We start from the raw sequence: 23,604 nt of genomic DNA, 5'->3' as shown, positions 1-23,604 counted from the left end.
GCAGCTCACGAGGCCTTGCGGGGAGCTGCGGACTTCCTGGTGGTGGTCTTGCCGGTGGCGGTCCGGCCCGCCGTGCCGGTGCTCCTGCCGGTGGCCGTGGCGGTCTTCGCCGCCGCCGGCTTCGCGGGTGCCTTCCCCGTCGCCGCCGTGCGCTTCGCGGCGGGCGCGCGCCGGCGGGGTGCCGATTTCGCCTCCTCCTCGTCGCCGGCCGACGCCACGGCCCCGGCCGGCTCCGGCCCGCCGTCCCGGCCGGCTGCGTCCTGGGCAGTGCGGTCCTCGGCGGCGTCCTCGGCAGCGGCGTCCTCGGCAGCGGGCGCCGCGGGGCGGCCGTGCCGTCCGCCCTTGGCCTCCTTGAGGCTGCTGCGCAGCGCCTCCATGAGGTCGATGACGTTGTCCGGGGCCTCCCCCGGTTCCTCCTCGTGGGGCACCGCGACGCCCTGCAGGCGTGCCTCGATGACCTGTTGCAGCGCCTGCTGGTAGTCGTCGTGGAGCTGGGAGAGGTCGAAGTCCTCGGAGAGGGTGTCCATCAGCGAGCGCGCCATCCGCAGCTCCTGCGGCCGCACGGTCACCTCCTCGTCGGGCGCGATCCCGGCGGCCGGGCGGACTTCGTCCGGCCAGATGCAGGTCTGCAGGACCAGCGTCCCGTCGTGCACCCGCAGCACCGCCGGGGACTCCCGGGTGCGCAGCGCGATCTTGGTGACGGCGATCCGGCCGGATTCGGTGAGCGCGTCGCGCAGCAGCGCGTAGGGCTTGGCGGCGGCCTTGTCGGCGACGCCGACGTAGTAGGCCTTGGAGAACATCAGCGGGTCGATCTCGGAGGCGTCCACGAAGGCGAGCACGTCGATGACCTTCTTGCTGGGCAGCGGCAGGTCCGCCAGGTCCTCGTCGCTCAGGGTGACGGTGCGGCCGTCGGGGGACTCGTAGCCCTTGGCGATCTCCGCGTACGGGACCTCCTTCTCCTCCCGTTCGCAATAGCGCTTCATCCGTACCCGGCCGCCGTCCTTGGCGTGCACCTGGTGCAGCGGCAGGTCGTGCTCCTGGGTGGCGGAGTACAGGTGAACGGGGATGCTGACCAGCCCGAAGCTGATCGTTCCCTTCCAGGTGGTCTGCATGGGGTCGCTCCTTCCCGGAGTTCCCCCTACCGGAGATTTCCCACTCTGCCCGGATTCACCCCGATCGGCCACACGGTGCCGCGGCGGGCGGCGGCGGGCGGTCGCGGCTGCCTGCCGGGCCCGGCCACGACCACCCGCCGCCGGCCGGACCGGCGGAGAATGGGCGGCGCGGGACGACAGCAGGGTACGGGCGGCGGAGAACGGACAGCGGAGCGAGGAGGTGGCGCCGTGCCGAGGACGGAGCCGCCCCCGCCACCGCCGGAGCGGACCACGTACGCCGTGGCGTACACCGTGGCCGGCGAGCCGGGGGTGCGGCGGGCGGAGGTCACGGTGGTGCCCGGGTACTCGCAGGAGAGCGACATCCCGCGGATCCTGGCCGCCCGGGGCACCGGGCCGGCGGAGGGCGCCCGGGTGGTCGTGCTGGAGCTGCGGCCGCTCTGAGCCACCCGGGCCCGGGCCGCGGAGCCGCACACCGGTGGGCGGCGGGCGCGGGACCGCCGAACGGAGGGACCGGGGCGTGTCACCCGCCGATCGGCCCGGTTCGCCCGGCTCCGCTCCCTAGCATCGGGGCTCCGCGCCCTGTCGCGCCGGGCCGCCCCGGCGCCGGCCGGCCCGACCGGGCCGCGTCCGATCCGGCCCCGCCCGACCCTGTGTGACAGAGCGTCATCTCCGGCCCCCAGGAGCGTTCATGCCCTCATCCCCGGGCGGCTCCGCCCGCATCCCCGCCCCGGCCCGGCCCCCGCAGCCGCCGAAACGCGGCGCGCTGCGCAGGCTCGGCGAGTGGTGCGCGCGCCACTCCGTCCTGGTGATCGTGCTCTGGCTGGTCGCCCTGGCCGGCGTCCAGGTGGCCAACCGCACCATCGGCGGAGCGTACTCGGACGACTTCTCGCTCTCGAACACCCAGGCGCAGGAGGGCGCGAGCCTCCTCCAGGCCCACGAGCCCGCGCTGGGCGGCACCAGCTCCACGATCGTGCTGCACGACACCCAGCCGCTCACCTCTTTCCAGAGCCAGGTCGACCAGGTCGTCGCCGCCCTGGGCCAGTTGCCGCACGTGCAGTCCGTGCAGAACCCGCTGCCGGCCGCCGGCCAGCCGGCCCCGCCCGGCGGACCGCTCGCGGCGGACGGCCTCACCGGCTACATCACCGTCCGCTTCGACAAGAGCCCCAGCACCCTCGGTGACGAGTACCTCGACGGCGTGGACACCGCCGTCGCCCCGCTGCGCAGCGCCGGGGTGGAGGTCGAGTACGGCGGGCCGCTCGGCGAGCTGGCCCGGCCGGCCCCGGACGACCGGGTGAGCGAGCTGATCGGCTTCGGCGTCGCGATCGTCGTGCTGCTGATCGGCTTCGGCAGCGTGCTCGCGGCCGGCCTGCCGCTGGTCACCGCCCTGATCGGCGCCATCGTCGGCCTCGGGCTGCTCGGCCTGCTGGCCGCGACCACCACCTTCGCCACCGTGGCTCCGACCCTGGCCACCATGATCGGCATCGGCGTCGGCATCGACTACGCGCTGTTCCTGCTCACCCGGCACCGGCAGGGCCTGATGGACGGCAAGGACCCGGTGGCCTCCGCCGGGCACGCGGTGGCCACCAGTGGGCGTGCGGTGCTGGTCTCCGGCTGCACGGTGGTCATCGCCCTGGCCGGCCTGGCGGTGTCCCGGATGAGCTTCATCGCCAAGCTCGGCGCGGCCGCCGGGGTGACGGTGATCTCCGCCGTCGCCGCCGCGCTCACCCTGCTCCCCGCGTTCATGGGCCTGATCGGCCGCCGGATGGACCGCTGGACGGTGCACCGGCCGATCGCCGAGACCGGCGCCGCGACCGGGGAGGAGATCACCGGCACCTGGCACCGCTACGCCCAGCGGGTCGAGCGCCGCCCGTGGTGGTTCCTGGCCGCGGGCGTGGTCGTCGTCGGCGTTCTGGCTGTTCCGCTCTTCTCCATCCAGCTCGGCCACATCGACGACGGCGCCGATCCGACCACCTTCACCGACCGGCGCGCCTTCGACCTGATGTCCGACGCCTTCGGTCCGGGCTCGAACGGCCCGATCACCGTGGTCGTCGACCAGAGCGGCGTCCCCACCGACGCCCGGCCCGCGCTGCAGAGCTCCCTGCAGCAGGCGCTGGCCGGCACGCCCGACACGGCCGGCGTCACCCCGCTCCAGACCAGCTCCGACGGCGCCGTGCTGTTCAACACCGTCACCCCGGCCCAGCGGCCGCAGGACAAGGCCACCACCGAGCTGGTCGGCCAGCTCTCCGGCACCGTCCTGCCGCAGGCCGTGGCCGGCACCGGCGCCCAGACCTACGTGACCGGGACGACGGCCGCCCAGGTCGAGTTCGCCGACCTCGTCTCCGCACGCCTGCTGCCGATCATCGCCGTGGTGGTCGGCCTGGCCTTCCTGATCATCCTGCTGGTCTTCCGCGGGCTGCTGGTCGCGGTGAAGGCCGCCGTGCTCAACCTGATCTCCATCGCCGCCTCGTACGGCGTGCTGGTGGCGGTCTTCCAGTGGGGGTGGGGCGGACCGGCCCTGGGGGTGGCCGGCAAGGTGCCGATCGAGAGCTACGTGCCGATGATGATGTTCGCCATCGTCTTCGGTCTCAGCATGGACTACGAGATCTTCCTGCTCTCCCGGGTGCACGAGGCCTGGCTGCGGACCGGCGACAGCCGCGCCAGTGTCGCCCACGCGCTGGAGATCACCGCCCGGGTTATCACCTGCGCGGCGCTCATCATGGTCAGCGTCTTCGCCGCCTTCATCGTGAGCGACAACATCGTGATCAAGATGATGGGCCTCGGGCTGGCCGTCAGCGTGCTGATCGACGCCACCGTGGTGCGGCTGCTCCTGGTGCCGGCCGTGATGACCCTGCTCGGGCCGGCCGCCTGGTGGATGCCCCCGTTCCTGGACCGGGTGCTGCCACACATCGACACCGAGGGCGAGGGCGAGCAGGCCTGAACCCGCCGCACCCCAGCCCCGGCCCGGCCCCGGCCCTCGGGCCCGGCTCTCAGGCGCGGCTCTCAGGCGCGGGGCGAGGCCAGCGTGACGACGGTGATGTCGGACGGCGCCCCGACCCGGACCGGCGGGCCCCAGGCGCCGGCCCCGCGGGTCACGTAGAGCTGGGTGTCGCCGTAGCGCTCCAGCCCCGCGACGGTGGGGTTGGCCAGCTCGGCGAGGTAGTTGCCGGGCCAGAGCTGGCCGCCGTGGGTGTGGCCGGAGAGCTGGAGGTCGACGCCGAACCGGACGGCGTCGTGGACGGTGACCGGCTGGTGCGAGAGCAGCACGGACGTCCGGGCGCGGTCCCGGTCGCCGAGCGCCTTGGCGAAGTCCGGGCCCTCCCCCTCGGAACGCCCGGCCAGGTCGTTGACCCCGGCCAGGTCGAAGCCGGGCAGCTCGACCCGCGCGTTCTGCAGCGGGTGGACGCCGAGCTCGCGGACGAACTCCACCCAGGGCGCGGCGCCGGAGAAGTACTCGTGGTTCCCGGTGACGAAGTACGCGCCGTCGCGCGCCCGGAGGTCGGCCAGCGGCTCGGCGGCCCGCCCCAGCTCGGCGACGGTGCCGTCCACGAGGTCGCCCACGATCACGATCAGGTCGGGCTGCGTGCCGTTGATCGTGTCGACGATCCGCCGGGTGTGGCCGCAGCCGAGGATCGGCCCGAGGTGGATGTCGCTGACCACGGCGATCCGGTAGCCGTGCGCCCCGGCGGGGAGCTTGGCCAGCGGCACGGTGACGTGCTTCACCCGCGGCCCGCGCAGCACGCCGTAGGCGCCGTTGCCGACCACGGCGACCGCGGTGGCGGAGGCGCCGATCGCGACCGCCCGGGCGACGAAGAGCCGGCGCCCGGGCGAGGGAGCGGCCCCGGCCACCGGGGTCGCGGGGGCTGCGGAGGGCTCGGGAGCCCCGCGGGATCCGGGGGCTCCGGGCCGCTCCGGAGCCTCCTCGGGAGCGACCTCGGCAGCCGCCGGGACCGCGGGGCCCGCGGGACGGGGGTGCGGCCGGCGCAGCAGCAGCGGCCGGACCACCTCGCCGACGGCCAGCGCCATCAGCAGGTAGAGCAGCACCGCCAGCCAGAGGAAGCCCGGCCAGGCGAACCACCGCTGGACGGCCATCGGGAGCCCGTTCCCGCCGACCAGGGCGCCGATCGCGAGCAGCGGCAGGACGACGGCCAGCACCGTCCCGGTCCGCCGCCACCACCCGCCGGGCGCCGACACGTCGCGCACGAGGCGCCGCCAGACGTACCAGTGCGCGAGGGCCAGGAGGGCGAGGACGGCGAGCAGGCCGAGCACCACGAGGACGATCATCACGCCGACAGTATGAACGGCGCGCCGGGTGGCCGGCGCACGGCCCCCGGGCCCGCGAACCGGCTGAGGCTGCATCAGATTTGAGCTTTCCGGACATCTGATTCACCCGCCCTGACCTGGTCTTTTGTGTCCGTTCAGCGGACATTTCCGAAGGCCTTGTTCCGATACTCGGAGGTAGAAGTTAGGTTGCACCGCATTGCGCGGGTCCGTCCCCCACCCTCCGGCGTACGAGCCGAGGGTCAGCCGCGCTGGAAAGGCACAGGGCACCCTCCATGAGTGCGGAAACCACCACCCCGGCCGGCTCGCCGCCGGCCGACGCCGGCACCCGGCAGCAGCCCCAGGGCTCGCCGGGCCACGGCGGCGACGGCCACCTGAAGGCCGGTCTCAAGAACCGCCACCTGTCGATGATCGCGATCGGCGGCGTGATCGGCGCCGGCCTGTTCGTCGGCTCCGGCGCGGGCATCGCCTCGACCGGCCCCGGCATCCTGCTCTCCTACACCCTGGCCGGCGTGCTGGTCGTGCTGGTGATGCGGATGCTCGGCGAGATGGCCGCGGCCGACCCGCAGAGCGGCTCGTTCTCCGCGTACGCGGACCGGGCGCTCGGCCGCTGGGCCGGCTTCACCATCGGCTGGCTGTACTGGTTCTTCTGGGTCGTGGTGCTGGCCGTCGAGGCCACCGCCGGCGCGAAGATCCTCAACAACTGGATGCCCGGCGTGCCGCAGTGGGCGTTCGCGCTGATCGTGATGGCCGTGCTCACCGCGACCAACCTCTTCTCGGTCGCCTCCTACGGCGAGTTCGAGTTCTGGTTCGCGGGCATCAAGGTGGTGGCGATCGCCGCCTTCCTGGTGATCGGCATCCTGGCCGCGTTCGGCCTGCTGCCGGGCACCCACGCGGTCGGCACGGAGAACCTGACCGGCCACGGCGGCTTCCTGCCGCACGGCGTCGGGGCGGTCTTCACCGGCATGCTCACCGTGGTCTTCGCCTTCATGGGCAGCGAGATCGTCACCCTGGCCGCCGGCGAGTCCGAGGACCCGGAGAAGGCGGTCAGCAAGGCCACCAACAGCGTGATCTGGCGGATCGGGATCTTCTACCTGGGCTCGATCCTGCTCGTGGTCACCCTGCTGCCGTGGGACTCCGCCGCGGTCAAGTCCAGCCCGTACGTGGCCGTCCTGGAGCACGTCGGCATCCCCGGCGCCGGCCAGGTGATGGACGTGATCGTGCTGACGGCCGTGCTCTCCTGCCTCAACTCCGGGATGTACACCGCCTCCCGGATGGCCTTCTCGCTCGGCCGGCGCGGCGACGCCCCCAAGGCCTTCGCCTCGGTGACGAAGCGCGGCGTGCCGCGGGTCGCGATCCTCTCCTCGGTGGTGTTCGGCTTCGTCGCCGTCTTCTTCAACTACACCTCCCCGGACACCGTCTTCTCCTTCCTGCTCAACTCCTCCGGCGCCGTGGCCCTCTTCGTCTGGCTGGTGATCTGCTTCTCCCAGCTCCGGATGCGACGGATCATCGAGCGCGAGATGCCCGAGCGCCTGACCGTCCGGATGTGGCTGTACCCCTACCTCACCTGGGCCGCGATCGGCATGATCGGGTTCGTGGTGGCGTACATGTTCACCGACGCCGACGGGCGGAAGCAGATGTACCTGTCGCTGGTCGCCGCAGCCCTGGTGCTGACGGCATCGGCCGTGGTGGGCCGCCGGCGACGGGCTGCGGCGGTGGCACCGGCCGCCTGATCCGGAGCACGCCACCCGCGAATGCCGGGCCCGGGAGCCGTTGCGGAGGCTCCCGGGCCCGGCGGCGTTCGCGGCCCCGGTGATCTGCGGGAGGCGGACCGGCCGGTACCGGCGCCGGAACCGGGGCCGGGCCAGGACGGAACGGACATGACCTGCCGACCTCCAGCCCCTACCCTTCCCCCTATGCGAGATCTTGTGGCGGGGACGGTTTATCTGGCCAAGGGCCAGAAGTGGGTGGGGCGGCACGGCCGCTGGTGGGGCTTCGGCATGATCCCCGCGCTGATCACCCTGGTCGGGTACGCGGTGGCGCTGGTCTTCCTCGGCGGCTGGTCGGAGGACCTCGCCGCCTGGGCGACCCCGTTCGCCGACAGCTGGGGCTCGCCCTGGCAGGGACTGCTGCGCGGCGCACTCGCCCTGATCGTCTTCGGCGGCGGCCTGCTGATCTCGCTGATCACCTTCACCGCCGTCACGCTGCTCGTCGGCCAGCCCTTCTACGAAGCCCTCTGCGCGAAGGTGGACGAGACCGAGGGCGGTGCGCCCACCCCGCCCGAGGTGCCGCTCTGGCGCGAGCTGCTGATCTCGGCGCGGGACAGCCTGCACGTGCTGCTCCGGGTGGCCGGGTTCGGCATCCTGCTGTTCGCCTGCGGCTTCATCCCGGTGGTCGGGCAGACGCTGGTGCCGGTGGCCGGGTTCCTGGTCTCCGGCTTCTTCCTCTCGGTCGAACTGACCTCGGTGGCCCTGCAGCGGCGCGGCGTGCCGCAGCGCGAGCGGATCCGGCTGCTGCGCGCCCGGCTCGGCCTCGCGCTGGGCTTCGGCGTACCGCTGATCCTGGCCTTCCTCGTCCCGCTGGTGACCGTCCTGGCGATGCCCGGCGCGGTGGCGGGCGCCACGCTGCTCGCGCGCGACCTCGTCCCGGTCGAGGACGAGGACGAGGACACCGAGGCCGGCGAGGACGCCGAAGCGGGCACCGACGCCGAGGCCCCGAGCGGCCCGGACGCCCGCAGCTTCCCCGGGTACGGCGGGTACGACGGGTACGGCGGGCAGACCGGGCAGCAGCCGGTGCCCGGCAATCCCTACGCGGGCGACCCGTACGCCGCGAACCCGTACGCGGGAGCTGCGCAGCCGGGCGGTCCGTACCCGGGCGGTCCGCACCCGGCCGGTCCGCACCCGGCGAACCCGTACGCGGGCACGCCGCCGCAGTCGGCCGCCGGGCCCCACCCGTACCGGAACGGCTGACCGGGCAGCCGGGTGACCGGGCGGTCACGCTCCGCCCACCTCAGGCCCCACCGGGTGTGAAGCCGCCCACACGACCTCCCCCGTCTACTGCCCTCCATAGTGGACGGCGCCCGGCGGGCCGCGCGTCCGCAGCCGGCGACGGGGTGGCAGGACCGGGCGGGCGGCGGCCGGGAACGGGCCGCGGGCCGGAAGAACGCAGGCGGCGGGGCCGTTCGGGCCGATCGTTCGCCAACGATTCGACCGCCCGGCCTGCCAATCGAATAAAACGGACAAATCAGACAGAAGCGCCCGGCTCCGGCCGGGCGCTTCGCCGTTCCCCCCGGTTCCGTCCACTACTGCGCGTAGTACCCGGCGGCTTTGCCGCCCGCGCCGCGCTCTGCCAAGAATGGCTCGTCGCCAGGCAGCGCGGACCGGCCCCCGGCCGCCGCGCATCCCGCCCGCCCCGCCGTCACCGCCGGGGTGCCATGGCCGTCCCGGACGGCATTGCGGACCCCGCTCACCCGAGCCCCGCCCGCGTGCCGGATGCCCCGTGCTCCCGACACGGCGCCGACACGGCCCCCGACGGAAAAGGACCCTCCGCTCCATGCAGCTCAGCCATGCCCGCCGCAACTCGCTGATCACCGGCATCACCACCCTCGTGGTGGCGAGCGCGGCCACCGCCGCCCTCGCCCTCCCGCAGAGCGGCGGCAACGTCGCCGAGGCCGCCGCCCCGGTGGCCGGTGCCGCCGGTGTCTCCGTGGACGGGCAGCCGGTCGCCGACGCGGCCGCGGCCCCGCAGGCGGACGCCGCCGCCGCGCAGGCCCAGTCCGACGCGGCTGCCGCGCAGGCCCAGGCCGCCGCCCAGGCGCAGGCCGAGGCCGAGGCGAAGGCCCAGGCGGAGGCCGAGGCGAAGGCCCAGGCGGAGGCCAAGGCGCAGGCGGAGACCAAGGCCAGGGCCGACGCGGAGGCCGCCTCCCGCTCGCAGGAGCGCCCCGCGCTCAACGCCAAGCCCACCTACTCCGGCAGCCCCCGCGAGATCGCCGCCCAGATCGTCCCGGCCGGCCAGCTCCAGTGCTTCAGCAACATCGTCTCCCGCGAGAGCACCTGGAACCCGCTCGCCGTCAACGCCTCCTCCGGCGCGTACGGCCTGGTCCAGGCGCTGCCGGGCTCGAAGATGGCCTCCGCCGGCGCCGACTGGCGCACCAACCCGGCCACCCAGATCAAGTGGGGCCTGGACTACATGAACAGCCGCTACGGCAGCCCCTGCGCCGCCTGGTCCTTCTGGCAGACCCACCACTGGTACTGAGCCGGCCACCGGTACCGGGCCGGCCGCCCCCACGGGGGCGCCGCACCGCCCGCAGCACACCGACGACCCCGCACGGAGCTCCTCCGCGCGGGGTCGTCGGCCGTTCCGCCACCGGGCGGCCGTTCCGCTACCGGGCAGCCCGCTGCGCAGCCGGGCGGGGGCGCAGCGCGTGCCGCAGCAGCGGGAGGTACGTCCGGGCGATTTCATCAGCGGGGAGCGAAGCGAGCGGTTCCAGGCGCAGCACGTGCCGGACCATGATCAGCCCGGCCAGCTGGGCGGCGAACTCGCAGGCCCGGCGGCGCGCGTCGGCGCCGCCGATCCGGGCGGCGATCCGGTCGGTCATCTCCCGTTGGAGCACCTCGCTGACCAGCACGCCGAGCGCTGGGTCCTGGGCCGCCCCGCCGAGCATCGCGCGCAGCGGAGCGGCACTCTCCGGCTCGGCCCAGACCGCCAGGACCTGGGAGAGGACCCGCTCGGGCAGGGTCTCCACGTCCCCTTCGAGGACGAGCGCGAGCTGCTCGGCGGGGTTGGTCGCCAGTGCGAGCGCGGCGCCGAACAGGCCCTTCTTGGAGCCGAAGAAGTAGCTGACCAGGGCGACGTCCACGCCCGCCTCGGCGGCGACCGAGCGCAGGGTGACGGCCTGGTACCCCTCGGCCAGGAACCGCCGGCGGGCGATGCCGAGGATCTCGGCGCGGGTGTCCGGGCTGCCGGTCCGCCGACCGCGGCCCGGCGATTTATTCATCACGGTTGAAATGCTAGCGGCCGCCCCTCCACGCTGGCCGCATCGAGCCGGTCCCGCCCCGCAGTTCCGGGGCCGGCGCCAGGACGCCAGGGAGAGAAGGACCGCCATGACCGCCACCGAGCCACGGGCCACCGCCGACCGTCCACCGGCCGCCGGCCCCGGCGCGCCGCCCGTCCGGCACGGACTCGTCCTGCTGGTCACCTGCCTCGCGCTGGCCACCGTCGTCGCCGCGATGGCCTCGCTCAACGTCGCGCTGCCCGAGCTCGCCCGGGAGACGCACGGCAGCCAGACCGAGCTGTCCTGGATCATCGACGCCTACAGCCTGGTCTTCGCCGCCCTGCTGCTGCCGGCCGGGGCGCTCGGCGACCGGTTCGGCCGGCGCCGCGCGCTGCTGACCGGCCTCGCCCTGTTCGGCGGCGGCTCCGGCCTCGCCGCGCTGACCACCGACCCGACCGTGCTGATCGGGCTGCGCGGCCTGCTCGGGGTGGGGGCGGCGCTGGTCATGCCGGCCACCCTCTCCACCATCACCGGCACCTTCCCCCGGGCCGAGCGGACCAGGGCCGTCAGCGTCTGGGCGGCCGTGGCCGGCGCGAGCGCGGTGGTCGGGCTGCTCGCCTCGGGCACGCTGCTGCAGTTCTGGTCCTGGCGCGCGGTGTTCCTGCTGAACCTGCTGCTCGCGCTGGTGGCGCTGGCCGGGACGCTGCTCTTCGTGCCCGAGTCGGCCGATCCGGGCGCGCCGCGGCTGGACGTCGGCGGGGCGCTGCTCGCGACGGTCGGCCTGGGCGTGCTGGTCTACGCGGTGATCGAGGCCCCCACCCACGGCTGGGGCGACCCGGTCACCCTGGGCGGGATCGCGGCCGGGCTGGCGGTGCTGGCCGGCTTCGTGGCCTGGGAGCTGCGGCGGCGCCACCCGCTGCTGGACCCGCGGCTGTTCCGCAACCGCCGGTTCGCGGCCGGATCGCTGTCGATCATGTGCCAGTTCTTCGCCTTCTTCGGCTACATCTTCGTGATCATGCAGTACCTCCAGCTGGTCCGCGGCGACAGCGCCCTGGTGGCCGCCGTGAGCCTGCTGCCGATGGCCGCCACGATGGTGCCGCTCTCCCGCCTCGCCCCGGTCCTGGCGGAGCGCTTCGGCACCCGCGGGCCGTGGGTGGCCGGGCTGGCGCTGATCGCCGGCGCGATGGCCGCGCTCGGCGGGCTCGGCGCCGACAGCCCGTACTGGCAGCTCGCCGCCGCCCTGCTGCTGCTCGGCGCCGGATCGGGGCTGGCGATGACCCCGGCGACCACCGCCATCACGGACGCGCTGCCGCCGTCCCTGCAGAACGTCGGCTCGGCGATGAACGACCTCTCGCGGGAGCTCGGCGGCGCCCTCGGCATCGCCGTCCTCGGCAGCCTCCTCGGCTCCGGCTACCGCAACGGCCTCGACGTCACCGGCCTGCCCCCGCAGCTCGCCGAGGCCGCCCGCTCCTCGCTGGCCGCCGCCGCCCGGATCGGCGGCCCGGTGGGCGAGCACGCCCGGACGGCGTTCGTGGACGGCATGCACCTCACCCTGCTCGCCGCGGCGGGCGTGACGGCACTGGCCGCCGCGGCGGTGGCGCTGCTGCTGCGCCGACCGGCGGCGGACGGGCACTGAGCCCGCGGCCGGACCTCCGGGGACGCGTCGCCGACCGGTGCGAGCAGTCGCGCGCCGGCCGGCGACGGAGGGTGATCAGGCCTGGCGACGGAGGGTGACCGGGCCTGGCCGCGGCGGGAGGGGCGACGAGCGCACCGGCCCCCGGCGGTCCACGAACGGCCCCCCGGCGGTCCACGAACGGTCCCGCTCCGGCCACTGACGTGGACGCGTCCGGGGCGACCGGTGAAGATCTGGCGCACGCCCGTACGATTTGACGGGTATTGATCAGAATGATGTGCCGTCAGCCCTTTGCCAGCTCCCGCGTCCGCTCCTACGCTCCGGCCTCATGCCCTCACCTCTGATCAGCGTCGTGCTCCCCGCCTACGACCAGCAGAAACAGCTCCCGGAGTGCCTGGACTCGCTGCTCGCCCAGTCCTTCCGCGACTTCGAGGTCGTCGTGGTCGCCGACCGCTCCCCCGACACCCCCGCCGGGACGGCCGACGCCTACGCGGCCCGGCACCCGCGGGTCTCGGTGCTGCACCTGGACGCCGCCGTCGGGGTGGGCGTCGCCCGCAACGCCGGAGCGGCCCGGGCCACCGGGGAGTACCTGCTGTTCCTGGACGCCGACCACCTGATGCCCCGGGACGGCCTCCAGGCGCTCGCCGACCGGCTGGACCGGACCGGGCCGCTGGACGTGCTGCTGTTCGGGCACACCCGGCGGCACGGCGGGCGGGACTGGCCCGGCGGCGCCGAGGCCGCCCTCGCCGAGGCCGGGCCGGAGGTGTTCGGGCCGCTGGAGCGCCCGGACGTGGTCGGGGCGCCCCCGCTGATCTGGGACCGGCTGGTCCGCCGCGAGCACTGGCGCGCCCAGGGCCTGGCCTTCCCCGACGGCCGGTACGAGGAGGTCCCGGTGGTGCACGCGGCGCTGCTGACCGCCCGCCGGATCGCCGCCCTGCCGCGCGCCTGCGTCCAGCTGCGCCGCCGGGAGACCGTCCACCCGACCGGCTCGCCCGGCAGCAGCGTGTTCGACGTCTTCGACCAGTACGAGCGGAGCTTCGCACTGCTGGACGGGCTGCCCGACGCGGACGCCGTCCGCGACGCGCTGTTCGTCCGGATGATCCGGCACTACCTGTTCGTCTTCGACCTGGCCGGCTGCGTGGCGCGGGCCGAACGCCCGCAGTTCTTCCACCGCGCCGCCGACCACCACCGCCGGTTCCAGCCGCCCGGCCACCGGCGGCCGGGCGGGCGCGAGGGCGTCAAGTTCTCGCTGCTGGCGGGCGGCGCCTACCCGGCGTTCGAGATGGCCAAGCTCTCGCACATCGCCAAGGGCACGCTGACCGGTTCGGCCCGCCGCCGGGCCGCGGTCTGACTCAGGCGTGCGCCGTGCCGCCGCCCGCCGCCATCGCGGCGGCGATCCGGCCGGCGGTCGCGGCCCGCACCTCGGCGGGCAGCGCCGGCAGGACGTCCATCCAGAGCGGCAGCGTCGAACCGCGCAGCTGCATCATGCCCGCGGGGCGGGCGATCAGCCACAGGTGCAGGTGTGCGGCGCCGTCGCCCCAACGGTTCACGTGGACGCGGCCGATGCCGCCCAGCGAGAGGACGGCGGCCTCGACCCGCTGGAGCATCGGGCCCAGCTCGACGGCACGCTCCGGCGGCAGGTCGAGCAGGTCGTGGTGGGCCCGCGGCTGGAGCAGGACGACGGCGGGCAGGCCCGACGGGGTGCCGGCCGAGCTCAACCGCCAGTGCTCGTCGGTCCAGAGGAAGTCCTCGTCCGGGCGGGCGCACTGATCGCAGTCCGCCGGCCCGCTCTCGCCCTGGCGGGGCGGCTCGGGCAGCTCCGGCGCGGCCAGCACCTTGACGCGCAGCTCGCCCTCGTAGGGGAAGATGTCCCAGGACGGGGCGCCGTCGACCGGGAGGGGCGAGCGCTCGCCGATCGGCAGGCCCGCCGACCAGGGGCCGCCGGCGGTCCCGTCGTGACCGTTCCCGTCGTGACCGTTCTCGCCGGCCGGCGCCGCATCAGTGACCATGGCAGCCGAGTCTGCCGCATGACGCACCGTCGGCCGCACGCCGGGGTGGCCACTACCGTGGGCGTCCGACGGCTGCGATGATCGGCCGCGGAATACCGGAACCCGCCCCGGGAGGACCACCGTGAGCCGACCGTCCACCGCCCCCGGGGCCGAACTCGCCCGGGAGCTGGCCGCCACCCTGCGCGGCGACGTCCGCTTCGGCGCCGCCGAACGCACCGTCTACAGCCACGACTCCTCCAACTACCGCCACCTGCCCCTCGGCGTGGTCAAGCCCGCCGACCTGGACGACGTCCGCACCGCGCTCGCGCTCTGCCGGCAGTACCGCGTGCCGGTGGTGCCGCGCGGCGCCGGGACGAGCATCGGCGGACAGGCGATCGGCCCCGGCGCCGTCGTGCTCGACTTCCGCCGCCACCTCGGCGCGGTGCTCGACGTCGACCCGGAGCGCCGCACCGCGCGGGTCGAGCCGGGCGCCGTGCTCGACGACCTCCAGCGGGCCGCCCGCCCGCACGGGCTGCGGTTCGGGCCCGACCCGTCCACGCACAGCCGGTGCACCCTCGGCGGCATGATCGGCAACGACTCCTGCGGTTCGCACTCGGTCGCCTGGGGGCGGACGGCCGACAACGTCGAATCCCTCGACCTGCTGCTCGCCGACGGCACCGAACTGACCGTCGGCGGCCCGCTCACGCCCACCGAACGGGCCGCGCTGCGCGAACTCCCCGGCCGGGCCGGGCAACTCCACCGCGAACTCCAGGAGTTCACCGACCGGAACCTCGCGCTGATCCGCCAGGGCATGCCCGACCTGCCGCGCCGCACCTCCGGCTACCCGCTGGACGCCCTGCTCCCGGAACGCGGCCACGACCTCGCCCGGGCGCTCACCGGCACCGAGGGCACCTGCGCACTGCTGCTCGGCGCGACCGTCCGGCTGGTCGAGGAACCCCCGGCCCGCGCCCTGGTGGTGGCCGGCTACCCCGACGAGACCGCCGCCGCCGACGCCGTCCCCGCGCTGCTCCCGCTGCGCCCGCTGACCGTCGAGGGGATGGCCGCCGACCTGATCGAGGCGCTGCTCGCCGCCGGACCGCGCCCGCCCGCGCTGGACCGGCTGCCCGCGGGCGCCTGCTGGCTCTTCATGGAAGTGGGCGGCACGACCCCCGCCGAGGCGCTCGACGCCGCCCGCCGGCTAGCCGACGAAGTACGGCGGGAACGCACCGCCACCGCCACCGTCGTCACCGACCCCGGCGAGCAGCGCCAGCTCTGGGGGGTGCGCGAGGCCGGCGCCGGGATCGTCACCCGGCTGCCCGGGGGCGGCGAGGCCTGGCCCGGCTGGGAGGACTCGGCCGTCCCGCCCGAGCGCCTCGGCGACTACCTGCGCGATCTGCGGGCCCTGCTGCACCGGCACGGCCTGCGCGGCGTCCCGTACGGGCACTTCGGCGAGGGCTGCGTGCACCTGCGGATCGACTTCGCGCTGACCGAGCCCCGCGGGGTGCTGGTGTTCCGGGAGTTCATGGAGCAGGCGGCCGACCTCGCGGTCTCGTACGGCGGTTCGCTGTCCGGCGAGCACGGCGACGGCCAGGCCCGGGCCGAGCTGCTGCCCCGCATGTACGGGCCCGGGATCATCGGCCTGTTCGGGGAGTTCAAGCGGATCTGGGACGGCGAGAACCTGCTCAACCCCGGCGCCCTGGTCGACCCGCGCCCGCTCGACGCGGACCTGCGGTTCGCCGGCCCGGTGCGCGAACTCCCGCTCCTCCTGCCGTACGAGCAGGACGACGGCAGCCTGGCCAAGGCCGTCCGCCGCTGCGTCGGCGTGGCCAAGTGCGTGGACCCGAACTCGGGCGTGATGTGCCCGAGTTACATGGCCACCGGCGAGGAGCGGCACTCCACCCGGGGCCGCGCCCGGCTGCTCGCGGAGATGATCCGCGGCGAGGCCGTCCCGGACGGCTGGCGCTCACCGGAAGTCCGGGAGGCGCTCGACCTCTGCCTCGGCTGCAAGGGCTGTTCCAGCGACTGCCCGGTCCACGTGGACATGGCCACCTACCGGACCGAGTTCCTGTACCAGCACTACCGGCACCGGCTCCGGCCCGCCGGCCACTACTCGATGGGCTGGCTGCCGCTCTGGCTGCGGGCCGCCATGCTCGCCCCCGGCGCGGCCAACCGGATCACCCGCTCGCCGGCCGCCGGGCCGATGAAACGCCTCGGCGGGATCGACCGGCGGCGGGTGCTCCCCGTGCTCCCGCCCGAGACCTTCACCCGCTGGTACCGCCGCCACCGCGCCGCCCACCCGGCCCCGGCCGGCGCCCGGCCCGTCCTGCTCTGGCCGGACACCTTCTCCGACCACCTCCAGCCGAACGTGCTGCGCGCCGCCGTCGACGTCCTGGAACACCTCGGCTTCGACGCCCGGCTGCCGAGCGGCCCGGTCTGCTGCGGCCTGACCTGGTACTCCACCGGCCAGCTCGGCACCGCCCGCAGGGTCATGCGCCGCAGCCTGCGCACGCTGGCCGCCGCCGGCCTCCCGGCCGACACCCCGGTGGTCGGCATGGACCCGAGCTGTACCGCCACCCTGCGCGAGGACCTCCCCCGCCTGCTCGGCGCCGACGGCCGCCCGCTCGCCGAACGCACCCGCACCTTCGCCGAGTTCATCGACGAGTACGCGCCGGACGCCCCGCTCCCCCAGCTCCCCGTCGACGCGATCACCCAGACCCACTGCCACCAGCACGCCGTGCTCGGCACCGCCGCCGACCGCCGGGTCGAGGCCCGGATCGGCCTGCGCAACCGCGTCCTCGACTCCGGCTGCTGCGGCCTGGCGGGCAACTTCGGCTTCGAGCAGGGCCACTTCGAGGTCTCCTCGGCCGTCGCCGAACGCGTCCTCCTCCCGGAGGTCCGGGCCGCGGACCAGGACACCGTGATCCTGGCCGACGGCTTCAGCTGTCGTACCCAGATCTCCCAACTCGGCGGGGGCCGCCCGGCCGTGCACCTGGCCGAGCTCGTCCAGCGGGCCCTGCGCGAGCAGCGCTGAGCCGGCGCCGCGCCCGCGCCCGAGGCAGGACGGGGCGGGCGCGGGGGCGGGGGTGGCTAGCGCTTGACCGCCACGCCGCCGTACATCGCGATGTCCTGGTCCCGCACCGGTGCGGCGTCCGCGTCCGGCCGCCAGTGGTGGACCAACGTCACACCCGGGTCGAGCAGTTCGTAACCGTCGAAGAAGGCCAGGGTCTCCTTCTTGTCGCGGATCTGCAGCGGGATCCCGCGCGCGTTGTACTCGCGGCCCACACCGCCCACCCCGACCGGGTCGGTGTCCCCGGTGAAGACGGTCAGGGCCAGGAAGCTGCCCGGGGCCAGCGCGTCCATGAAGCGCCGCACCAGGCCCTGCGGATCGTCCTGGTCGAGGACGAAGTGCACGATGGCGATCAGCGAGAGCGCCACCGGCTTGGACAGGTCCAGCACCTCGCGCAGCTCCGGCGCACCGAGGATGGCGTCCGGCTCCCGCAGGTCGGCGTCCACGTAACACGTCCGGCCCGCCGCGCTGCTGGCCATCAGGGCCCGCGCGTGGGTCAGCACGATCGGGTCGTTGTCCACGTAGGCGACCCTGGTCTCCGGTGCGACGGCCTGGGCTATCTCGTGCACGTTCGGCGAGGTCGGGATGCCGGTGCCGATGTCGAGGAACTGGCGCACCCCGTGCTCCTGCACCAGGTTGCGGACGACCCGCTGCATGAAGGTTCGGGTGGTCCGCATCGAGACCGGCAGGGCCGGCCAGGCCGCGACCGACGCGTCGGCCGCCGTCCGGTCCGCCTCGAAGTTGGTCTTGCCGCCGATGAGGTAGTCGTAGACCCGCGCCGAATGCGGCTTGTCCATCCGGAGGTCCACCGCCGGCCAGCGTCCCTCCTGCGCGTTCCGCGACACCCAGCCCATGTTCGCCATCCTCGCCCCTCCCGGTCACCCGTCGGCACACCCCGGCCGCCCTGATGGCACGCCATGGTGCGCATGGTAACGGTGACTTCCGGCGGGCGGTGAGCCGCTCCCCCGCCCGGTGCCCGAACAGGCCGAAGCCGCCCCCGTCCGGCCCGCACCGGGACCGGCCGGAAGCGCCACCGCCGTGGGCCCCCCGGCACCGAGCGGCTGCAAGGCTCCTAAGCACCCAGCGGCTGCTCCACCTCCGTCGACCTCGGGTCGTCCTCCGCGCAGACCGCCGAGACGAACTCCGCCAGCCGGGCCTGCGGCAGCCCGCGCGCGATGTCCGCCTCACTGATCATCCCGACGAGTTCGTGCTCCGGGTGGTTGATCACCGGGAGCCGCCGCACCCGGTGCTGCTCCATCATCCGCAGCACCTGCTCGGCGTCCTCGTCCGCCTCCACCGTCATCGGCCGCCCCTGGGCCAGTTCGCCCGCGGTGACCTCCATCGGGTCGCGGCCCTCCGCCACGCACTTCAGCACGATGTCGCGGTCGGTGAGGATGCCCAGCAGCTTCTGCCGTTCGCCGCAGATGGGCAGCGCCCCGACGCCACGCTCCTTCATGATCCGGGCTGCGGTGGCGAGCGTCTCGTGCTCGCGAATGCACTCGGCGCCCGAGTGCATGATGTCGCTGGCTCTGGTCATGATCGGCCTCCTGCCGTCGCTGCCACTGCCGCTCACTCCATCCTGGTCCGGCCCCGGAGCCACCGCCACCGGTGCCCCCGGCGGCGGCCGGACGCTGCCTGCGTGCTGCCGCTCCGGCACCGGCCGGGCGGCTACGAAGACGCGTCCGGGCCGCCACCGTTGGGCTGCGGAGCCGGCTGCGGCGTCGACTCCGGGGTCGGCTGCGGGGTCGGCTGCGGGCCGCCGCCGTTCGGCTGCGGGGCGGGCGGCGGATCCAACGGGGAGTGCTCCAGCAGCTCCTCCAACGGCGGCAGTTCGAGCTGGTCGACCGCCAGGGGCAGCGGGCCCGCCCCCGGACCGACCGCCGCCGCCGGTGCGCCGTCGGCCCCCGCGCCCGACCCGTCGCCCGGCGCCTCGCCCGGCGCCTCGCCCGCACCCTGGCGCACCGACTGCCGCTGCACCTCCGCCGCGCTGTCCAGGAACCGCAACAGCTCGACCGGGAACGGCAGCACCAGCGTCGAGTTCTTCTCCGCCGCCACCTCCACCACGGTCTGCAGCAGCCGCAGCTGGAGTGCCGCCGGCGTCGCGCTCATCACCGCCGCGGCCTCCGACAACCGCGCCGACGCCTGGAACTCGCCGTCCGCCGTGATGATCCGGGCCCGGCGCTCCCGCTCGGCCTCCGCCTGCCGGGACATCGAGCGCTTCATCGACTCCGGCAGGGCGACGTCCTTGATCTCCACCCGGTCGATCTCGACGCCCCAGCCGAGCGCCGGGCTGTCGATCATCAACTCCAGGCCCTGATTGATCGGTTCGCGGTTGGCCAGCAGGTCGTCCAGCTCGCTCTTGCCGATGATCGACCGCAGCGAGGTCTGCGCGACCTGCGAGATCGCGAAGTTGTAGTCCTGCACGTTGACGGTAGCCCGGACGGGGTCCTCCACCCGGAAGTAGACCACCGCGTCCACCCGCACGGTCACGTTGTCCCGGGTGATGCCCTCCTGGGCGGGGATCGGCATCGTCACGATCTGCACGTTCACCCGGCGCAGCCGGTCCACCATCGGCACCAGCAGCACCACGCCCGGATCCCGCACCTCCTCGCGCACCCGGCCGAACCGGAACACCACTCCGCGCTGGAACTGCTGGACCACCCGGACGCTCGCCGCGGCCCAGATCGCCCCCAGCCCGACGGCTGCCCCAATGATCCCCAGCACCACATCGACGATCATCGCGGCCTCCTCGCGCAGTCCTCGCGCAGCAGTCGACCCGGCGGTCGCCGTCCCGGCCGGGCCGGGGGCCGCCGGAGCAGCTGCTTCAACGCTACGCCTGCGAACGTCCGGCCGGAGGGCACCGGCCCGGGGCCTAAGCTCGTGCGCATGGCGCACCCCGTCGACCCCGGCCCGGCCACCGACCCCGCCACCGACCCCGGCGACCCGCTGCATCCGGCGGCGGCCGCCGCGCGGGCCGCGGGCCTCACCGCACTCGACCGCGCCGTCACCGGCTGCCGCGCCTGCCCGCGGCTCGTCGAGTGGCGCGAGGAGACCGCCCGTACCAAGCGCCGCGCCTACCTGGACTGGGACTACTGGGCCCGCCCCGTCCCCGGCTTCGGCCCGCCGGACGCCCCGCTCGTCCTGGTCGGCCTCGCCCCCGCCGCGCACGGCGCCAACCGCACCGGCCGGATCTTCACCGGCGACCCCTCCGGCGACCTCCTGTACGCCGCCCTCCACCGGCTCGGGCTGGCCAACCGCGCCGAGTCCGTCCGGCACGGCGACGGCCTGCGCCTGTACGGCGTCCGGATCACCGACCCGGTCCGCTGCGCACCGCCCGAGAACCGGCCGACGACCACCGAACGGGACACCTGCCGCCCGTGGATCGTCCGCGAGCTGGAGCTGATGCGGCCCACCGTCCGGAGCGTCGTCGCGCTCGGCGGCTTCGCCTGGCAGGCGCTGCTGCCCGCGCTCGGGGCGGCCGGCTGGCAGGTGCCCCGCCCCCGGCCGGCCTTCGGCCACGGCGCCCGTGCCACCCTGCCGGCCGCCGACGGCGGGCCCCCGCTGGAGCTGTACGGGTGCTACCACGTCAGCCCGCGCAACACGAACACCGGCCGGCTGACCACTCCGATGCTGCGCGCCGTGCTCCGCACCGCCGCCCGCTCGGCCGGCCTCGATCCGCACGACGACTGACCGGCCGGGCGCAGCCCGGTGCGACGCAGGCCGGTGCGACGCAGGCCGGCGTGGGTCGAGCAGGCCAAGCGGGCCGAGCGGGCCGACGCCGGTCAGCCGAAGCGCACCGGGCCGCCCTTGGCCGCCCGCCGCCAGACCGCCGGCAGCCGCTCCCGCGCCGCCGCACCGGCCGCCAGCTCCTGCCCGTACAGCACGCCGTACCCGAAGGGCTCGCCCGTGCCGTCCGCCTGCGCACCCAGCGCGGCGGCCGCCACCACCGCGTCCTGGTGCTCGCCGAGCACGTCCTGCACGGCCTTCAGCCGCTCGACGTAGCGCTCCGCCGCCGCTCCGCCCACCGGCAGCGCCGTCTCTCCTGCGTAGCGGGCGCGCTTGGCCGCCTTCCGCGCCTCGTGCAGGGCCTCGTCCTGGCCGGGCCCGCCGGCCAGGGCCCGCCGCACCCGCCGCGCCGTCCGCCGCCGCTCCCGCTCCGCCACCCGGGCCAGCTCCGGAGCGGCCGCCCGGCCGGCCCGGCCGCGCAGCGGCGGATCGGCGAGCAGCACGGCCAGGCCCTCCGCGAGGGCGCGTCGCCGCGGGCCGTCCAGCGCCGCGACCACCTCCGGCCGGACGCGGCGGTACTCGGCCCGCGCCCACTGGTCCAGCTCCGCAGCGACCCGCTCGGGGCCGCACACCGCCGGCAGCTTCCGGGCCCGTGCCACCAGCCGCTCGCCCAGCACCTCGCGGTCCCGCGCGCGCCCCAGTGCCGACCCCAGCCACCGCAGCTCGGCCACCAGCTCGTCGGTCGCCCCGGGGGCGAAGAGTCTTCGGTACGTCCGCAGCGCACTGCGCAGCCGCCGGGAGGCCACCCGCATCCGGTGCACCGCGTCCGGCTCGTCCGCCCGCACCGCGTCGTCCAGCTCGGTCAGGACGGCGGCCTGCGCCCCGATCCGTTCGAGCAGCACAGCTCCGACCGTGCTCCTGCCGGTACCCATCCGCACACACCCCTTCGCCGGGGCCTCCGAACGCCTCCCAGGGTAGGGTCCGTCCGCGAACCCGCGCCTGCCGGGCGGGCCCGGGCCTCACCGCCAGTCGGAGGGCCAGGGGGGTCGGGCGTCGGGGTCAGCCCTGCCCGGTCATCCGCAGGGCGACGGCGATGTGGCTGAATCCGGGGATGGGCGACCCGACGGCCTTCTCGTAGCGCACGGCGTCGGCGATCCCGATCTTCTCCCCGCCGGGGAGGGTGCGGTTCGCCGTCCAGAGGAGCGTCCGCAGGTCCGCGTTCTCGACGGCGAGGATCGCGGCCGCGGTCTCCGGCGGCGCGCCGGTACCGGCCCGCCAGTCGGCCACGGCGGTCCAGAAGCCGGCCACGGTGTCCCAGCAGACCGCGCTCCGGGGCCCGAGCAGCGGTCGTACCTCGTCGGCGGAGCGGAACGCGTCGAGGCCGTGGGAGACGAGGTTCTGGAGGTTCTCCAGGAGGGTGACGGCGAACTCGTACGCGGTCCCGTCCGCCAGCAGTTCCTCGACGACCGCCAGGACCTCGGCGGTCGCGCCGTCACGCCGGGCCGCCCGGAAGGCGACCTGCCGGCAGACCGCCGGATCGTCGGCCTCGTCCACCGCCCCGGGCTCGATCCCGACGAGGTCGAGGAGCCGCCGGGACGGCCCGGCGGGCCGTCGTCGCCATGGCATGCGCATCGTGATCCTCTTCCGCCACCGGTCCGTGGCGACCGGGCCGCCCGAGGCCGCTCAGCATGGCACGGCGTTCCGGGCGGACCGCTCCCGGGGCCGGGTCACTGGGGCCGGGTCACTGGGGCCGCAGTTGGAAGGCCAGCGACATGGTGTAGCCGACGAGTGCGGCGAAGGCGCAGACGGCCACGGTGCAGCGCGGGGTGAAGGGCAGCCCCGAGAGCGCCGGGAAGAGCAGCACGGCGACGCCCGCGGCCACTTCGGCGACGTAGAGGCCGCCGGGCGGGACCACGCCGGTGGTGCGCGCCGCCCAGCCGGTGGCGACCAGGAAGCCGGTGAGCAGGATGAAGCCGGACAGCAGCCCGGAGCCGATGGCCGAGAGCGCGGGGTGCGGCTCCGGCGGCTCCTCCCCCTCGGGGAGGGCGGGGCGCATGCGGTGGGCGACGGCGAGCGCGGTGACGGCCAGCGCCATGGCCGAGGCGGCGCTGAGCAGGGGGCCGGGGTTCATCGGCGGCTCCTGAGGGTCGGGCGGTGGTGGCCGAGGGCCGCGGCGACGGCGGCCGGCAGCAGGACGGTGAGGATCACGACGGCGGCCCAGACGGCCGGTTCCAGCACGGGCGGCGCGGGCCCGCCGGCCGCCGGGGGCGGGGGCGGCGGGGCGGCGACGAGCGCGGTGGTCGCGGCGGGGGTGCGGGTGGGGGGTGGCGGGGCAGGGGCGGCCTGAGCCGGCCGGGGCTGCTCGGCCGCGGACGGGGACGCGGCGGTCCGGGCCGGGACCGGCGCCGGGAACTGTGTCCGGGCCGGCGACGGGGGCGGGAGCGGCGCCGGGTGGGCGGACGACGGGCTCTGCTCGGTGGCCGACGGTCCCGGCGCGGGCGGCAGGGCGGGGGCCGAAACCACCGTCGGGGACGGGGACGGGACGAACGTCGGTGCCGGCGAGGGCACCGGGCAGTCCGTCGGCGGGTGCGATGGATGCGGTGGAAGCGGTGGAAGCGGTGGATGCGGTAGGTGGGGTGGATGGGGCAGATGGGGCGGGTGCGGCTCCGGCGGCAGCGGCAGCGGCAGCTCCGGCGGCAGCGACAGCGACAGCGACAGCGACAGCGGATCCGGCACCGACTGCGGGTGCGCGGCGGGCGGGTGCGGTACCCCGGGCGGCCGCGGGTGCGCCGGGCCGGTGGCATGGT

General features: G+C 75.3%; 20 protein-coding genes. 9 read left to right on the top strand and 11 right to left on the bottom strand.

Annotated features, from left to right (window positions below; genetic code table 11):
- Positions 1-5 precede the first annotated feature (5 nt).
- Positions 6-1,112 (bottom strand): Ku protein, encoded by a 1,107-nt coding sequence (locus tag OH807_RS34980; protein ID WP_406207484.1) that lies wholly within the window; start codon positions 1,110-1,112, stop codon positions 6-8.
- A 228-nt stretch (positions 1,113-1,340) separates the two neighbouring features.
- Between OH807_RS34980 and OH807_RS34975 the strand changes: the two genes are divergently transcribed.
- Both OH807_RS34975 and OH807_RS34970 read left to right on the top strand, forming a co-directional pair.
- Positions 1,341-1,553, top strand: a complete 213-nt coding sequence (locus OH807_RS34975; RefSeq protein WP_406207481.1) for a hypothetical protein — start codon at positions 1,341-1,343, stop codon at positions 1,551-1,553.
- Between the two features lie 247 nt (positions 1,554-1,800).
- Positions 1,801-4,050, top strand: a complete 2,250-nt coding sequence (locus tag OH807_RS34970; protein WP_406207479.1) for an MMPL family transporter — start codon at positions 1,801-1,803, stop codon at positions 4,048-4,050.
- A 62-nt stretch (positions 4,051-4,112) separates the two neighbouring features.
- Here the strand turns inward: OH807_RS34970 and OH807_RS34965 are convergent, their stop codons facing one another.
- Positions 4,113-5,393 carry a metallophosphoesterase gene (locus OH807_RS34965; protein WP_406211352.1) on the bottom strand — a complete coding sequence of 427 codons (1,281 nt, stop codon included), beginning with the start codon at positions 5,391-5,393 and terminating at the stop codon, positions 4,113-4,115.
- A 272-nt stretch (positions 5,394-5,665) separates the two neighbouring features.
- Between OH807_RS34965 and OH807_RS34960 the strand changes: the two genes are divergently transcribed.
- The 3 genes from OH807_RS34960 (at position 5,666) to OH807_RS34950 (ending at position 9,644) form a co-directional block, all read left to right on the top strand.
- Positions 5,666-7,123 carry an amino acid permease gene (locus OH807_RS34960; protein WP_406207476.1) on the top strand — a complete coding sequence of 486 codons (1,458 nt, stop codon included), beginning with the start codon at positions 5,666-5,668 and terminating at the stop codon, positions 7,121-7,123.
- Positions 7,124-7,306: 183 nt separating this feature from the next.
- Entirely contained in the window at positions 7,307-8,359 is a 1,053-nt protein-coding gene (locus tag OH807_RS34955; protein ID WP_406207473.1) for an EI24 domain-containing protein, read from the top strand.
- 583 nt (positions 8,360-8,942) lie between these two features.
- A complete protein-coding gene (locus tag OH807_RS34950; RefSeq protein ID WP_406207470.1) occupies positions 8,943-9,644 on the top strand; it encodes a transglycosylase SLT domain-containing protein in 702 nt (233 codons plus the stop codon).
- A gap of 127 nt (positions 9,645-9,771) precedes the next feature.
- Here OH807_RS34950 and OH807_RS34945 read toward each other — a convergent pair whose 3' ends face one another.
- On the bottom strand, positions 9,772-10,386 hold the full coding sequence (locus tag OH807_RS34945; protein WP_406211351.1) for a TetR family transcriptional regulator: 615 nt from the start codon (positions 10,384-10,386) through the stop codon (positions 9,772-9,774).
- Between the two features lie 106 nt (positions 10,387-10,492).
- On the opposite strand from OH807_RS34945, the gene OH807_RS34940 reads away from it, so the two are divergent.
- Both OH807_RS34940 and OH807_RS34935 read left to right on the top strand, forming a co-directional pair.
- Positions 10,493-12,019 carry an MFS transporter gene (locus OH807_RS34940; RefSeq protein WP_406207467.1) on the top strand — a complete coding sequence of 509 codons (1,527 nt, stop codon included), beginning with the start codon at positions 10,493-10,495 and terminating at the stop codon, positions 12,017-12,019.
- A gap of 325 nt (positions 12,020-12,344) precedes the next feature.
- On the top strand, positions 12,345-13,367 hold the full coding sequence (locus OH807_RS34935; RefSeq protein ID WP_406207464.1) for a glycosyltransferase family 2 protein: 1,023 nt from the start codon (positions 12,345-12,347) through the stop codon (positions 13,365-13,367).
- A gap of 1 nt (position 13,368) precedes the next feature.
- Here OH807_RS34935 and OH807_RS34930 read toward each other — a convergent pair whose 3' ends face one another.
- Positions 13,369-14,025: a hypothetical protein gene (locus tag OH807_RS34930; RefSeq protein WP_406207461.1), complete on the bottom strand. Its 657-nt coding sequence runs from the start codon at positions 14,023-14,025 to the stop codon at positions 13,369-13,371.
- Positions 14,026-14,146: 121 nt separating this feature from the next.
- Between OH807_RS34930 and OH807_RS34925 the strand changes: the two genes are divergently transcribed.
- Positions 14,147-17,035, top strand: coding sequence for an FAD-binding and (Fe-S)-binding domain-containing protein (locus tag OH807_RS34925; RefSeq protein WP_406207458.1), 2,889 nt, complete (start codon positions 14,147-14,149; stop codon positions 17,033-17,035).
- Positions 17,036-17,091: 56 nt separating this feature from the next.
- Here the strand turns inward: OH807_RS34925 and OH807_RS34920 are convergent, their stop codons facing one another.
- From OH807_RS34920 to OH807_RS34910, 3 genes are all read right to left on the bottom strand, one after another.
- Entirely contained in the window at positions 17,092-17,934 is an 843-nt protein-coding gene (locus tag OH807_RS34920) for an SAM-dependent methyltransferase (protein WP_406207455.1), read from the bottom strand.
- A gap of 209 nt (positions 17,935-18,143) precedes the next feature.
- Positions 18,144-18,608 carry a CBS domain-containing protein gene (locus OH807_RS34915; RefSeq protein WP_406207452.1) on the bottom strand — a complete coding sequence of 155 codons (465 nt, stop codon included), beginning with the start codon at positions 18,606-18,608 and terminating at the stop codon, positions 18,144-18,146.
- 131 nt (positions 18,609-18,739) lie between these two features.
- Complete coding sequence (locus OH807_RS34910) at positions 18,740-19,810, bottom strand: slipin family protein (RefSeq protein ID WP_406207449.1); 1,071 nt, start codon at positions 19,808-19,810, stop codon at positions 18,740-18,742.
- Positions 19,811-19,957: 147 nt separating this feature from the next.
- Between OH807_RS34910 and OH807_RS34905 the strand changes: the two genes are divergently transcribed.
- Entirely contained in the window at positions 19,958-20,761 is an 804-nt protein-coding gene (locus OH807_RS34905) for a uracil-DNA glycosylase (protein WP_406207446.1), read from the top strand.
- A gap of 92 nt (positions 20,762-20,853) precedes the next feature.
- Here the strand turns inward: OH807_RS34905 and OH807_RS34900 are convergent, their stop codons facing one another.
- The 4 genes from OH807_RS34900 to OH807_RS34885 all read right to left on the bottom strand — a co-directional run bounded on the left by OH807_RS34900 (position 20,854) and on the right by OH807_RS34885 (position 23,320).
- Complete coding sequence (locus tag OH807_RS34900; RefSeq protein ID WP_406207443.1) at positions 20,854-21,729, bottom strand: CHAD domain-containing protein; 876 nt, start codon at positions 21,727-21,729, stop codon at positions 20,854-20,856.
- A gap of 127 nt (positions 21,730-21,856) precedes the next feature.
- Complete coding sequence (locus tag OH807_RS34895; protein ID WP_406207441.1) at positions 21,857-22,423, bottom strand: hypothetical protein; 567 nt, start codon at positions 22,421-22,423, stop codon at positions 21,857-21,859.
- Between the two features lie 115 nt (positions 22,424-22,538).
- The gene (locus tag OH807_RS34890) at positions 22,539-22,928 is read right to left on the bottom strand and encodes a hypothetical protein (RefSeq protein WP_406207439.1); all 390 of its coding nucleotides are present in this window, start codon (positions 22,926-22,928) and stop codon (positions 22,539-22,541) included.
- Positions 22,925-23,320: a hypothetical protein gene (locus OH807_RS34885; RefSeq protein WP_406207437.1), complete on the bottom strand. Its 396-nt coding sequence runs from the start codon at positions 23,318-23,320 to the stop codon at positions 22,925-22,927. The genes OH807_RS34890 and OH807_RS34885 overlap by 4 nt, the downstream gene beginning before the upstream one ends.
- Positions 23,321-23,604: the final 284 nt, after the last annotated feature.

Source organism: Kitasatospora sp. NBC_01560 (assembly GCF_045208415.1).
Lineage (GTDB): Bacteria > Actinomycetota > Actinomycetes > Streptomycetales > Streptomycetaceae > Kitasatospora.
Note: the sequence above shows the minus strand (reverse complement) of the source record. Positions and strands in the feature narration are given on the sequence as shown.